The organism is Sorangium sp. So ce448 (assembly GCF_051520915.1).
In the GTDB taxonomy this organism is placed as follows: domain Bacteria; phylum Myxococcota_A; class Polyangia; order Polyangiales; family Polyangiaceae; genus Sorangium; species Sorangium cellulosum_B.
The window spans coordinates 2,139,682-2,153,657 of record NZ_CP150343.1 but is presented as its reverse complement, the minus strand read 5'-3'; the positions used below and the strand labels follow the sequence as shown (position 1 = coordinate 2,153,657).

The 13,976-nt window shown below is 69.1% G+C and carries 10 protein-coding genes; 2 read left to right on the top strand and 8 right to left on the bottom strand.

The window, feature by feature from the left end; genetic code table 11:
• Window positions 1-50 precede the first annotated feature (50 nt).
• From WMF45_RS08175 to WMF45_RS08140, 8 genes are all read right to left on the bottom strand, one after another.
• Window positions 51-1,076, bottom strand: coding sequence for a P1 family peptidase (locus WMF45_RS08175; RefSeq protein WP_437716385.1), 1,026 nt, complete (start codon window positions 1,074-1,076; stop codon window positions 51-53).
• A gap of 118 nt (window positions 1,077-1,194) precedes the next feature.
• Entirely contained in the window at window positions 1,195-1,551 is a 357-nt protein-coding gene (locus tag WMF45_RS08170) for a hypothetical protein (protein ID WP_437716384.1), read from the bottom strand.
• Complete coding sequence (locus WMF45_RS08165) at window positions 1,548-2,765, bottom strand: M1 family metallopeptidase (RefSeq protein WP_437716383.1); 1,218 nt, start codon at window positions 2,763-2,765, stop codon at window positions 1,548-1,550. The genes WMF45_RS08170 and WMF45_RS08165 overlap by 4 nt, the downstream gene beginning before the upstream one ends.
• Window positions 2,766-2,920: 155 nt before the next feature.
• The gene (locus WMF45_RS08160) at window positions 2,921-4,606 is read right to left on the bottom strand and encodes a mechanosensitive ion channel family protein (protein ID WP_437716382.1); all 1,686 of its coding nucleotides are present in this window, start codon (window positions 4,604-4,606) and stop codon (window positions 2,921-2,923) included.
• 14 nt (window positions 4,607-4,620) lie between these two features.
• Window positions 4,621-6,021, bottom strand: a complete 1,401-nt coding sequence (locus WMF45_RS08155) for a family 2B encapsulin nanocompartment shell protein (RefSeq protein ID WP_437716381.1) — start codon at window positions 6,019-6,021, stop codon at window positions 4,621-4,623.
• 96 nt (window positions 6,022-6,117) lie between these two features.
• On the bottom strand, window positions 6,118-7,524 hold the full coding sequence (locus WMF45_RS08150; protein WP_437716380.1) for a family 2B encapsulin nanocompartment shell protein: 1,407 nt from the start codon (window positions 7,522-7,524) through the stop codon (window positions 6,118-6,120).
• 21 nt (window positions 7,525-7,545) lie between these two features.
• Window positions 7,546-9,861 (bottom strand): family 2 encapsulin nanocompartment cargo protein terpene cyclase, encoded by a 2,316-nt coding sequence (locus WMF45_RS08145; protein ID WP_437716379.1) that lies wholly within the window; start codon window positions 9,859-9,861, stop codon window positions 7,546-7,548.
• A 522-nt stretch (window positions 9,862-10,383) separates the two neighbouring features.
• Window positions 10,384-11,634, bottom strand: coding sequence for an MFS transporter (locus tag WMF45_RS08140; RefSeq protein ID WP_437550695.1), 1,251 nt, complete (start codon window positions 11,632-11,634; stop codon window positions 10,384-10,386).
• Between the two features lie 292 nt (window positions 11,635-11,926).
• Between WMF45_RS08140 and nrfH the strand changes: the two genes are divergently transcribed.
• Together nrfH and WMF45_RS08130 are read left to right on the top strand one after the other, a co-directional pair.
• Window positions 11,927-12,445, top strand: a complete 519-nt coding sequence (gene nrfH / locus WMF45_RS08135) for a cytochrome c nitrite reductase small subunit (protein WP_437716378.1) — start codon at window positions 11,927-11,929, stop codon at window positions 12,443-12,445.
• 30 nt (window positions 12,446-12,475) lie between these two features.
• Window positions 12,476-13,903: an ammonia-forming cytochrome c nitrite reductase subunit c552 gene (locus WMF45_RS08130; RefSeq protein ID WP_437716377.1), complete on the top strand. Its 1,428-nt coding sequence runs from the start codon at window positions 12,476-12,478 to the stop codon at window positions 13,901-13,903.
• The last annotated feature ends 73 nt before the right edge of the window (window positions 13,904-13,976 follow it).

Below are 13,976 nucleotides of genomic sequence, written 5' to 3'. Positions count from 1 at the left end.
AAGCTCGCGGTCGCCTCGGGTGATGAGAGGATCGCCCACGTCGACAGGCTTCATCCCAGGTCCCCCGCCGCCGGAAGGTACGCAGCGCCGAGCGTTACCCCCTGCGCCGCGCGGATGGCGCGCACAACGGCCAGCGTGCAGACCTCGGCCGCCATGACGCACAGAGTCATCATGCCGAGCGTCGCGCCGGACGCGCCCGTGCCCAGCGCGAAGAGGGCATCTCCGTCGGAGAGCGTGTGCAGCGGGTTGATCGCGCGCGCCAGGCCGTCGTGCCCCACGGTGGCGAGGCGGCAGGCCTGACTCTTGGTGAGCACGGCGTCGGTGGCGATCACGCCGATGGTCGTGTTGCTGCCCGCGAGCATGGGCCTGGGCGTGTCGCCCCGCAGCAGCGCGCGCCGCGTGTCCAGAAGGCGCGTGCCGCGCTCCGTGCGCGCGCCGGCGAGCACCTGGCCCGTCTCCGGGTCGACGACGTCGCCCAGCGCGTTGCAGGCGACGATGGCGCCCACGGTCACGCCGCCGACGGTGACGGAGGCGCCGCCGATGCCGCCCTTCATCGCGCGGTGGAAGCCGAAGATCTTGCCGACCACGGCGCCGGCCCCTGCTCCCACGTTGCCTTCGGCGGGCGGCGTGGTCGACGCGGCCTCGCAGGCGGCGTAGCCGGCGGCGGCGTCGGGACGGATACGCTGGTCGCCCAGCGCCAGGTCGAACAGCACGGCGCCGGGCACGATGGGCACGCGGGCGGGGCCGACGGTCATGCCCGCGCCGCGCTCGTCCAGCCAGCGCATCACGCCGCAGGCCGCGTCCAGGCCCCAGGCGCTGCCGCCGGCCAGCAGGACGCCGTGCACGCGCTCGACAACGTTGGACGGCGAGAGCACGTCGGTCTCGCGCGTGCCCGGCGCGGCGCCGCGCACGTCCGCGCCGGCGACGGCGCCCTCGCGCGCGAGCACCACCGTGCAGCCCGTGGGGCGGCGGCTGTCGGTGAAATGGCCGACCTCGATGCCGGCGACGTCGGTGATCGCGCCGGGGCGCGGGGAGGCGGACGCGGGAGCGCCGGGAGGCATACGCTCATTGTCCATGGCCCCGAGGAGCCGCGCCATGTGGCCGCGGCTGTCGCGGGGCGCAGGGCCGCGCGGCGCCGGCGGGCCCCGGCGCCTGCAGGTGACGTGTCGGATGGGTCGAGGCCCGGCGTCGTCCTCAGCAGCTGGACGGGTCCGCGAGCATCGCGACGGCCTCGGCAGAGAGCTCCACGCCGTCGAGGCCCCCGACGAACTCGCTCCACGCCGCGGCGTCGCCCTGGGTCAGCTCGCGGGCGACGCACACCGCAAAACCGTCGAGCGGCGTCGTCGACGCCGCGCGCAGCTGCTGGCTCAGGGCGGCCAGGGCCTCCGCGTTCTCCGTCGCGGTGGGCGCCTTCGTGCGACTCAGCCCGTCGAGCGCCTGGAACAGGGGATCAACCACCTCCGTGGACGCGACGATCTCGGCGAAGAAGGCGCGGAGGGCCGGGACGTGCTCCGGCTGAGCGCGATCGATGTCGAGGCGGATCCTTGTCATGGCGAGCGAGCGCGCGCGCAGCGAGCTGGACTGCCTGGCGACGTTCCCCCACGCCGATACAACCGTCTCGAGCGGCAGCTCGAAGTTGTACAGGAACAGCAGCTGCGCGTCGGAGAGGTCGCCGGCCGGTGGCCCCGCCGCGAGCGCCGACCACTCGTCCGCGTAGAGCGCCAGCGCGTCGACGACCTCGCCGCACGCCCCGTACTCCAGCCACGGCGTGAACTCGGTCCAGCGCGCGAAGGGCGGCCCCGCGGCGAGCGCGTCGCGCCGTCGTCCGCGATCCAGAGGCCGCCGCCGTACTCCGGTACGAGCACCAGCGCGTACTTCTCGAAGGGATACGGCACGAGCAGCTCCTCGAAGAGGCCTATCGAGCGGACCACCTCGTCGAGCAGACGGTCGTAATCGCCCGGGACGCCGCGCCGGTGCCAGACAGAGACGGGGAGGCTCCCCTTCATCGTGCCCTCGACCTCGAAGTCGCCGATCGCGAAGGCCATGAGGTAGATGGGCACCGTGTAGTCCGTCGCGTACTTCATGCGACGGCCGGACGCGCCCTGCTCGTCGGAGACGAGCGTGCCGTTCGCGATCATCGTCTCCTGTGCGCCCATCCCGAGGTCGATGGAGAAGACGGCGCGGTCCTCGGGCGTGTTGTGGCACGGCATCCAGAGCGCGGCGTCGAGCGGCTCCGAGAGCGTGTAGACAGCGCGCGACGCGGCAGGGTCCCCCCGGCGGGCGGGGATCGCGCGGAGCGCGTCGCTCTCGGCGGCCTCGTAGTCGATCTCCAGCGTGATCGCCTGATCCGCCGCGATGTCAGGCACGCGCGAGACATCGATAAGGAGCGCCCGGAGCTCGGCGTCGACCGTATAAGGCAGGTCCGTGCCCCCGGCCAGCCGGACCGCCTTGACCTCGGCGACCGCGCTGTCGAGGCGCAGCGAACGCAGGCCGTCGTCGCCTGGCAGGAGCGTCACCGCGACCGTCGCGACAAGCCGCCCCCGGCTCCAGTCGAACTCTCCCGTCACCTCGTAGCGCTGGACGTCGATCGGCGCGCCTGGCGGAGGCTCGGGCTCGGTCGGAGGCTCGGGCGAAAGCTCCGTGTCGTCGGGCGGCGATTGCCCTGGAGCGGCGGGATCGGCGCCCGAGCACGCGGCCACCGACGACGCCAGGAAGACGGCAACGAGCCACGTTCCCGGGCGGACAAGAGATCTGGCAAGGTCCATTCGAGCTCCTCGATGGACGAAGGGACGCCCTCGACCTCCGTTGATTGGCTCCTCTTCCCGCCGGTTTCGTGCTCCTGGCACGGAGGGACCCGATCGAGGACACGGCGCGCCTCGCGCTGTCGGGGCCTGAGCGCGGCCGCGAGACGGACCGCTCGTCAGTCGTCGTTCGTGGGCGAGAAAGGCGTGACGGGCGCGGATTCCTCGATCTCTCGCCTGGGCGGGTTCTTGACGGAGAGCTGGCTGTCGATGAGGACGGCTCGACGCGGGCGCGGCGCGCTGACCTGAGCTTTGCAAAGCTCCTCGACGACGCGGCCGCGCAGCGCATCGTTCACTTCCTTGTTCTTGCCGGGTGGCACGCGCGCGCTGATCCGCAGGACGATCGAACCCTCGTTGAGCTCCTCCACGCCGACCTCCACCTGCCCCGGAGCGCCCGTCTGCAGCTCGACCTCTTTTTCGGCGACCCTCGCGAGGAGCTCACGCACCCGCTGCACGTCCTCCTCGTAAGGCACGTGCACGTCGACCACCGCGTTCACGTAGGATCGCGAATGGTTCGCGACCTTGCGCACCTCGCCATTCGGGATCGAATGGAGCACGCCGATCTCGTCGCGGATCTTCGTGATACGAACGCCGATCTCCTCCACGCGCCCCTGGATGCCGCCGATCTCCACGAGATCCCCGACGAGCAGCAGGTTCTCGAAGAGGATGAAGAAGCCGGCCACGATGTCCCCCACGAACGTCTGCGCGCCGAAGCCGATGGCCACGCCGATGACGCCGGCGCCGGCCAGCAGCGGCGTGGGATCGATGGAAGCCTCGCGCAGACCCATCACGAGCGCCGAGAAGTAAATCGCGTACCGGACGAAGCCCATGGCCACGGGGACCAGGGTCCTTCGTTGCTGGAGCGTCTGGGGGTTCTCCTCCGCCACCTTCCCGAGGAAGAGGTCGTTGATGAGGAGCACGCAGAGCTCGACGAGGACCCGGCTCGCATAGACGATCGCGATGATCCGGAGCCCGACCCGCCCCGCCTGCGAGAGCCACGTGTCGGGCGTGAGCGCGTCGGCGACCCACGTCGCCGCCGTGATGTACACGCAATAATCGACGACGCGCTTCGTGATCCCGAGCAGGTGCGACAGGTTCCCGAGGTACCTGAGCGGGCTCTCGAGGCGGGCGAGCCTCGTGGAGTTGTCGAAGAGGACGTCGAGAAGGAGGTACCCGATCCCCGTCGCGAGGCGGCTCACGTAGAACGCGCCCAGCGTGTAGCTGGCGAGCAATACGGCGCGCTGGGTCCCCGGCGCGAGCGCGAGCTTCTCGGTGAGGAGGACCGCGGCGGCGCCGAGGACGACCACGCGGAGCGCCTTGCGCAGGCGGTTCGTGACCTCCGCGACCGGCACGCGCCGCTTCTCCAGCCAGTCCCAGCGCGCGACCGCCTTTCCCAGCGCGTCGGCGAGCCCCCGGGCGAGGGCGTCGACGAAGAGCGCGCCGACGGCGATCCCGAGCGCGGTGAGCAACCGCATCCTGGCGAGCGCGGGATCGTCTCCGGCGAGCCCGACGAGCGCGCTCTTCACCACGTCGAGGGCGCGAATTCCGCGAACCACGGCGAACGCCGCGCCGCCCATGAGCACGACCCCGACGAGCGCGACCCAGACGAGCGCGCGGCGACGGACGCGACGCCGGAACGACTTGCGCTCGTCGGCCGTGACGTGCTCCAGCGTCGGCGAGCGCAAGGCGAAGGCGTAGCCCCGATGGATCAGCCTGACCACGAGCTCCGAGAGGAGCAGGAGCGCCACGATCGCGATGCACAGCGCGACGAGGTTGTGGAGGAGCAGGTCGAGATGCAGCGTCATCGAGGCCGCCGAGGCTACCGCCCGATCTGGACGTTCTCAAGGACGCCGAGAGCGTCCGGCACCAGCACCGCGGCAGAGTAATAGGTGCTCACGAGGTACGAGGTAATGGCCTTGCCGTCGGTCTCCATCCTGCGGGCCGAGACGCCGGGCTCGATCTCCTCGGGGAGGCCCGTGCGGTGGAGGCCGATGACGCCCTGATGCTCCTGCCCCGTGCGCATGACGAGGATGGAGCTCGTTTTGTCCTCGTTGATCGGGATCTTGTCGCAAGGCAGGATCGGGACGCCGCGCCACGCCGCGACCGGCGTGCCGGAGAGCTCGACGGTGGTCGGGTAGATGCCGCGACGACTGCACTCCCGGTGGAAGGCGGCGATCGTGCGCGGGTGCGCCAGGAAGAACTGCGACTTGCGGCGCCGGCAGAGGATCTCGTCCATGTCGTCGGGCGTCGGGGGGCCGCTCCGGGGATGGAGGCGCTGCTTCAGGTCGGCGTTGTGCAGGAGGCCGAAGTCACGGTTGTTGATGAGCTCGTACTCCTGACGCTCGCGCAGGGCCTGGACGGTCAGGCGGAGCTGCTCCTGGAGCTGATCCATCGGATCATTGAAGAGATCCGAGACGCGCGTGTGGAGCCGGAGGACCGTCTGCGCGACGCTGAGCTCGTATTCACGCGGCGCGGTCTCGTAATCGACGAACGTCCTCGGGAGCGCGTGCTCGCCCTTGTGACCGGCGGTGAGGGCGATCGCCGCCTGTCCGAGCTTGTCCTGCGGCTTCTTCAGCCGCTCCTTGAGCGACTCGACGTGCGCGTGGAGCGCCGGGGATCGCGAGATGAGCTCCTCGAAGACGCGCTGCGGGAGCTCGAGCACGATGCACGGCGTGACGGCCCTGACCGAATAGGTCCATACGTCGTTCGATTCGATGACGGACTGGTCCCCGAAATGGTCCCCGTCCGCGAGGACGTCGAGGATCGTGTCGGCGCCGTACTTGCCTGCGCCGAGCTTCTGGGCTTTTCCGTGCGCGAGCAGGAAGATCGTCTCCGCCGGCTTTCCGCGCTCGGCGATCAGCGCGCCGGGCTTGTACTCCCGCTGGATGAACCGGCTCGCCAGGGTGTCGAGCACGGCGTCGTCCGAGAAGCCTTGCAAGAGCGGCAATTCGCAGAGCTCCTGCGGGATCACCTGCACCTTCGCCCCGATGTTGCCGAAGCTGAGCCGCCCGTCGCCGACGGCATAACTCAGGCGGCGGTTCACGCGATACGTGCCGCCCGTGACCTCGATCCAGGGCAAGACCCGCAGGAGCCACCGGGACGTGATCCCCTGCGTCTGCGGTTGCGACTTGGTCGTCGTCGCGAGCTTTCGCGCCCCCAGCGTCCCGAGGCTCGAACGCTCACCATCGTTCCCGATCCCAGGGTTTTCGGCGTTTGCCATGATGTACCTTTCCTTCTGCGGGCTTCGGAGAGCAGAGCGCTCCGCGTGTCCCCCGCGTTTGCACGGGGCACACGCGGAGCGCCTACCGCTCGCGGATCATTCGTGGGCGCGCCCGATCTCGACGCTCTCCAGGACGCCGAGCGCGTCCGGGACCAGCACGGCCGTCGAGTAATAGAGGCTGACGAGGTACGACATGATGGCCTTGTCGTTGATCCCCATGAAGCGCACGTTGAGGCTCGGCTCGACCTCGTCCGGAATGCCGGCGTGGTGCAGGCCGATGACGCCCTGGTTCTTCTCGCCCGCGCGCACGAGCAGGATCGAGGTCGTCCGCGTGTCCGAGACCGGGATCTTGTTGCACGGGAAGATCGGCACGCCGCGCCACGCCGGGACGCGGTGGCCGTTCACCTCGATGCTCTGCGGATAGACGCCGACGCGGCTGCACTCCTGGCCGAACGCCGCGATGGCCCGCGGGGGCGCGAGGAAGAACGACGGCTCCCTCCAGACCGTGGCGAGGAGCTCGTCCATGTCGTCCGGCGTCGGAGGGCCGCTGTGGGTGTGGATGCGCTGCTTCAGGTCGGCGTTGTGCAGGAGGCCGAACTCGCGGTTGTTGATGAGCTCGTGCTCCTGGGTCTCCTTCAGGGCCTCGATGGTCAGGCGCAGCTGCTGCTCCGTCTGGTTCATCGGCTCGTTGAACAGATCCGCCACGCGCGTGTGGATGTGGAGCACGGTCTGCGCCACGCTGAGCTCGTACTCGCGGGGCGAGGTCTCGTAATCGACGAACGTGCCGGGGAGGACGGGCTCGCCGGAGTGGCCCGCCGCGATCTCGATCGCCGCCTCGCCCGTGTTGTCCTGCTTCTTCGCGGCGAGCGCCTTGAAGCTGTCGATGTGCTTCTTCAGCGACGGGTGCTGGGCGACGAGCTCATCGAAGACGTTCTGCTGGAGCGTCAGCACCGTGACCGCCGTGACGGCCTTGGCCGTGAACGCCCAGTAATCCTGCGTCTCCAGGAGCGCCTGGTAGCTGTAATGGTCGCCGTCCGCGAGGACCGCGAGCACCGTCTCATCGCCGTACTTGCCCGCGCCGATCTTGTTGACCTTGCCGTGCGCGATGAGGCAGATGTGATCGGCCTCCTTGCCGCGCTCGGTGATGACGTCGCCGGGCTTGAATTCACGCTGCACGAAGCGGTTCGCCAGCGCGGTGAGGACCTCGACGTCCTCGTAACCGCGGAGGAGCGGCAGCTCGCAGAGCTCCTGCGGGATGACCTGGATCTTCGCGCCGGTGTTCGTGAACGTCACCCGCCCGTCGCCCACCGCATAGCTCAGGCGGCGGTTCACGCGGTACACGCCGTTGACGTGCACCCACGGCAGGAGCTTGACCAGCCACCGCGACGAGATGCCCTGCATCTGCGGCGCCGACTTGGTCGTCGTCGCGAGCTGCCTCGCGGCCGCCGTCGCGAGGCTGGTCTGGTGCTGATCGATCGAACCCAGATTCCCTGTGATAGACATGAGTCCCTCTCTCCCGGACGGCTAGGGCCGCCCCTGCTTCACCGGCACGGACCGCGCCGTACCCATTGAAAGATCCGCCTTCGCAGCAGGAGCCCCGGCGCCGGCTCTTCCGGCGCCGAAGAAGCTGCTGATACGCGCCGCAGAGGCGCCAAACCCACGCGCGCCATCGATCGCCCGTTCGATCGGCTGGCGCTCGAGCTCCGCGTCCACGTACCGGCTCGTCACGACGTGCCAGTTGAGGACGCCAGCCATGTACAATCGTTGCTTCTCGACGTATCCGAGCACGGCCTCGCGGGCCGCCTTGTCGAGCTCGAATTCGTCGAGGATGCGGGGCAGCTCGGTCGCGACGATGTGCTCGAACTCCAGCACGCGCGCCGTGAGCAGGTCATTGACGACCTCCTTGGCCCGCTGCGCGTCGCATTCGAGGAACCGCTCGGCGACCAGCACGAAATTGCTGAGCTCGCCCTCGAACTCGATCTCCTTGCGGTACGAATAGAGATCGTTGATCCACCCGCCCACGTCGGCCGTCGTGTTGTCGAGCCCTCGCATCGTCCGCGTGCGGAAGATCGGGGCCGGGACCACATCGCCCAGCGTGAGCTTGGACAGGCTCATCGTGAGATCGGCGCCGAACGTCTTGCGGCGCATCTCGACGTAATCGACCGGATCCGGGATCCGGTTCTGGGTCAGGTTCAGGAGCTCCCAGAGCCAGCTCCCGGTCATGGTCTCGACGCTGCGGCGGAGCGATTGCCGCGAATTCATCGACATGGGGGAGGCCGTGCGGATCCAGAGATCGAGCAGGCCGCTCTCCACCGGGTTCTCGGGCACCGGGGCGCCCGCGCAGTCGAGGGGCATGAACATCGAGAGCCGGGCGTTGAACCGCTTCGCGCCCGCCATGTCCCGCGTCGCGCCGAACACGAGGGGGAAATAATCGTCGCCGTACGTCCCCCACGTCAGCCAGGCCGAGCTCAGGTCGAGCTCGTGCGGGGACGCGTCCGGGTGAATGCCCGCGGCGCAGATGGGGAAATCGAAGCCGATGAACCTGCGCTCGTCCCAGATCCCGGACCCGAAGACGCCCGGCACCACGTCGAGCATCGCGAACTTCCGGGCCCACTCGAGGGTGTTCCGGCGCGCCGCGGCCAGATGCGGGCTCAAGCGGAGCTTGAACGGCATGTGAATCTTCGGGAGCGGCATCCTGCCCACAGGCTGGAACGGGGCGTGGGTGAGGGTCTTGATCCGCTGCAAACCGAGGGCGGCGGGCGTGAGCCTGATCCGGAACGCCGAGGTGCCGAGCCCCGTCGGCGTCCCGGGGAAATCGGGGACGTCCGCGGATTTGTCCGCGTTCTCGTTCATGTAGCGGCTCGACCGCATGTGCCATTCGTGGCCGCCGGACTGCCAATCCTGCAGCCCCTTCACGTACCTGGCGACGTCGAGGGCTTGCGCCGGCGTCAGCCCGTACTCGACGCAGAGCGCCGGCACCTCGACGAGCGCCGTGTTCTCGAATTGCTGGAGCCGCGACGTCAGGATCTCGTTCGTGAGATCGGCCGCCTTTTGCGTGGGGACGCCGAGGAAACGCTCGAGGACGAGCACGCAGTTGGCGTTCTCCCCTTCGACCTCGACCTCCCGCTGGTACGAGAACAGGTCATTGCGCAGGTGGACGCCGTCCGAGAACGTGTCGCGCAGGACCTCGAGGGGGCGCGTCGCGGCGACGGCGGCCGGGACCTCGGCGCCCACGGCGATCTCGACGAGGCCCGCGGACCAGGGCGCGCCGCCGACCTTGCGGCGCATCTCGATGTATTCGACCGGGTTCGCGACGCGGTTCTCCTGGATATTGGCGAGCTCCCACATGCATTCGAGCATCAGGTTCTTCGTCGCCTCGAGGAAGCGCTCGCGCCAGTGCACCGAGGTGAGCGGGACGGTCCGCGCCCAGAGGTCCGCGAGCGCGCGCTCGACGACGTTCGTCGGCTCCGGCGGCGTCCCCGTGGGCACGACGGGCATGAAGAGCGGCAGGCGGTCGAGGTACGCCTTGGCGCCGCGCATGTCCTTGGTGCGCTTGTAAATCTCGAGGAAATGGTCGTCGAAGAAGAACACCCAGACATACCAATCCGTGATCAGATTGAGCTCGGGCGCGGGCGCGTCGGGGTGGGTGTACGCGCAGAGCAGCGCGTAGTCGTGCGCGTCGAGGTCGCTCTCGGTCCAGATGGGTTTTTCCTTCGGGTTCTCCTCCAGGATACCCATCTCGTAGGACCAGGCCTTGGTATGCGCGCGCGCGCCTTCGAGGTGCGGATTGAGGCGCGCCGGATGCGGCATGTAGAAGTCGGGCAGCGTGAAAGGTTGCATATTCGCTGACTTCTCGCGCGCGACGTCGGTATGGGCGACGCGGGCGACCTGAATGTCTTGGCGGTCCGCATTCCGGACGCACCTCGGCCGCTCGCACGCAGACGTACGACGACGCGTTGGTGAGGCTCTTCCGTACAGACCGATCGGGATCGTTCGGACGGGGCGGATCTAGTTCAGCCCAGCGCTCCCACCAAATTAACTGGTGACGAACTCCAGACCGCAGGAACTCCACAGCTGCTGCTTGGTGCGGAACCGCGCGGGCGCCGCGGCGACCGCTTGAGCTCCGCGGGCGGGCTCCGTCATGACACGATCACCCGCCGAGCCGGCCCGCGGCCGGTGAGCCCGCGACAGCAAGCACGTTTCAGTCAGCCCGCTCGTTTGCCCTCACCGCCCGGTGGTGTGGTACCTGCCCCGCCCTGCCAGGATGCCGGAACCGCCAAGGCGCCACGAGACGCCAGGATTTTTGTGTTCTTCGTGGCGTCTCGGCGATCCTTGGCCGGATTTCTGACACACGAAATTAGGCTATACCCGCGCCGTCTCCTCGAGCTCCTTGCCGCGCGTCTCCGGGAGGAGCCACAGGATGAGCGCGAGCGCGACCAGCGGGAAGAGCGCGGTCGCGGACACCGCCGGTCCCCAGCCGATCTCCTCCGCGGCGAAGCCGACGGCGATCGGAGAGAGCATGTAGCCGATCCGGCCGAGCAGGTTGTTCGACCAGGCGATCGCGTCGCTCCGGAGGTGCGTGGGGAAGAGCTCGGTCATGTAGGCGTTCAGCACGGGGAGCACCCCGCTCGCGCCGAAGATGGCGAAGACCAGCGCGGCCGTGAGCGCGCCCCGCGAGCCCAGCGAGTAAGCGCCGAGCACGCCGGCCGCCGCCAGCGCATAGATGATCACCGCGCCCTTGCGGCGGCCCACCACGTCGAGCAGCTTGCCCGAGGCGAAGATGAGCGGCATCGAGACGAGCGCGGCGAAGGTGATGCTGCCGCCCACCTCGCCGTCGCTGAGCCCGCGCTCCCGGAGCGCGAACGTCTTCCAGAACGTCACCGCGTTCTGGGTGCAAACGTACGTGAGCCCCCAGATCAAGGCGAGCTGCAGCATCCGCTTGCGGTACGGCGTGCGCAGGATGCGCGTGAACGGCGGCGTCCCCTCCCCCTTTCGCTCGGCCGCCACCTGCTCGAACCGCGCCGTCTCGCGCAGGCCGCGCCGCGCGACCGCGATGAGCACGAGCGGGATGCCGCCGACGAGGTACACGCTTCGCCACCCGTACGGCGTCGCGAGGAGCAGCGGCACGACGCCCGCGCACACGATGGATCCCAGGCTCGAGAACGCCTGGATGACGCCGATCACCATCCCGCGCCGATCGCTCGGGTACTCCTCGGCCGCGTACACCATGCTGACCGCCCACTCCCCGAGCAGGAAGATGCGCGCGAGGAGCTGCAAGACGGCAAAGACATAGACGTTCGGCGCGAACGCCGTCAGCACGGAGAAGATCGTATACCCCGCGATGGTGACGGATAGCACCCGCCGCCGCCCCCACTGGTCGGCCTTGCGCACGAGGAGATACGCGATCATCGTGCCCGAGTTGATGACCCCGACGAGCAGCCCCTCGTGGCGGGGCAAGAGGCCCATCTGCGCGCCGAAGTTGGGCAATATCTGCGTGAGCGCCAGGAAGTCGTAGCCCTCGAAGAACGAGGCCACGCTCAGGAACCAGAACAGCCGCCGCTGGTACGGCGTGAACGGCGTCTTCTGGTGGAACCCGTGCTCGTCGAGGGTCACGTGACGTCTCCTGGCCAGCTCCCTAGCGCAGACGGGCCGCGGCGGGAACAGCGGCCGCAGGGAGCGCCCGCCAGCGCGGAATCTGCGCCGCTGCGCACGCCTTGCGGCCGCGTGCGCCGGCCCGCCGCGGCGTCCCGCGGTCGCCCTTCGCGCCGAGTCGGCTCGTCCCGCCGCCGGGCCATCGATCGCCGCTCCGGCCGAGACGCAGCGGCACCTGCCTTGCAAAGCGGCGGGTCGAGGATCGAGAATCGATGAACCGGTCCGGCGATAGATGACCCACGAACAAGATCCCATGACGGAAGCGCAACGGCGAGATGAACCGCCGGAGCCGCGGGCGCGCGAGCGAGCGCGCGGCGGGCGTGGCTCCACAGGAGCCTTGCTCCTCGCGCTCTGCGTCGCGCTCGGCGTGGCCGCCGGGCTCGGCGGGTACACCTTCGTTTATGCGAAGGGGGCCTCGTACCTGGGGAGCGATCCGTCGGCGTGCGCCAACTGCCACATCATGAACGAGCAGTTCGCCGGGTGGCAGCGCTCCAGCCACCGGGCGGTGGCAGGGTGCAACGACTGTCACGCTCCGCACACGTTCCTGGGGAAATATGCCACGAAGGCGTCGAACGGGTTCTGGCACTCCTTCGCCTTCACCTCGGGCCGCTTCCCGGACCCGATCCGGATCAAGCCCAGCAATCTACGCATCACGGAGGAGGCCTGTCGCGGGTGTCACGGCGACGTCGTGGATGCGATCGACAGCGAGCACCACGGCGCCGCGGGGCTCTCGTGTGTGCGCTGCCATGAATCGGTGGGCCACCTGCACTGAGGGGCGCCCCCTGCACGAGGGATGGAATCGATGACGGAGCCGAAGGACGAAGGATCCACGCAGAAGAGCGAGCGCGCCGGCAGGCCGCCGGCGCGCTGGCGCTACCTGCCGCTCGCGGCGCTCGCCGCGGCGGCGGCGACCGCCGGGATCGCCGCGCTGCTGGTGAACATCTTTGAGCACAAGCAGGAGGCGAAGAGCCCGTTCTATCGGGTCGTCGAGCTTGACGACACGATAGACGACCCGGCCGTCTGGGGGAAGAACTTCCCCCTCCAGTACGACGGCTACCGGCGCACGGTCGACCAGAAGCGCACGCGCTTCGGCGGGAGCGAGGCGGTGCCGCGCACGCCGACGGAGGCCGATCCGCGCAGCGTGGTCGCGCAATCGAAGCTCGAGGAGGACGGTCGGCTGAAGACGATGTGGGCCGGCTACGCCTTCGCGCGCGACTTCCGGGAGGAGCGCGGGCACGCCCACATGCTCGAGGATCAGGTGTACACCGAGCGTCAGGTCGCGACGAAGCAGCCGGGCACCTGCATTCACTGCCATGCGTCCGTGTACGTGCCGTACAAGAAGCTCGGCGGCGGCGACCTGATGCGCGGGTGGGAGGCGATGAACCAGATGCCCTTCCCCGAGGCGCGCAAGCTGGTGACGCACCCGGTCTCGTGCATCGATTGCCACGACCCGGAGTCGATGCAGCTCCGGGTGACGCGGCCCGGGTTCATCGAGGGGATCCGCGCGCTCAAGGCGTCGACGGGTGAGGCCAATTACGACGTCAACACGATGGCCACGCGCCAGGAGATGCGCTCGTACGTCTGCGGCCAGTGCCACGTGGAGTATTACTTCAAGGGTCCGGAGAAGCGCCTCGTGTACCCGTGGGCGAAGGGCCTCAAGGTCGACGAGATCTACGCCTATTACGAGGAGAACGGCCACTCGGACTGGACGCACGCGGAGTCGGGCGCGAAGGTGCTGAAGGCGCAGCACCCGGAGTTCGAGATGTGGAATCAGGGCATCCACGCCCGCTCCGGCGTGGCCTGCGCCGACTGCCACATGCCCTACCAGCGGGTCGGCGCGACGAAGATCAGCGATCACCACGTGCAGAGCCCGCTCCTCAACGTGAACCGCGCGTGCCAGACGTGCCACAAGTGGCCCGAGGACGAGCTCCGGCAGCGCGTGGAGACGATCCAGTCGCGCCATTTCGAGGCGCGCAACCGGGCGATGGACGCCGTGACCGCGCTCATCGGCGACATCCGCCGGGCGAAGGAGGCCGGGATGGCCGAAGAAGCGCTCGCGGGGCCGCGCGCGGCGCAGCGGAAATGTCAGTTCTTCGTCGACTTCGCGGAGGCGGAGAACTCGTCCGGCTTCCACGCGCCGCAGGAGGCGATGCGCATCCTCGCGTCGGCCATCGATACCTGCCGTCGAGGGCAGCTCGCGCTGCGAGACGGAACCCCCCCCGAACAGTGACCGAACCAACGTTCGCGTCAACGTTCACGTAAGCGACCACGAGACGGCGGGCCGCGCGGCTGCGCGAACAGGA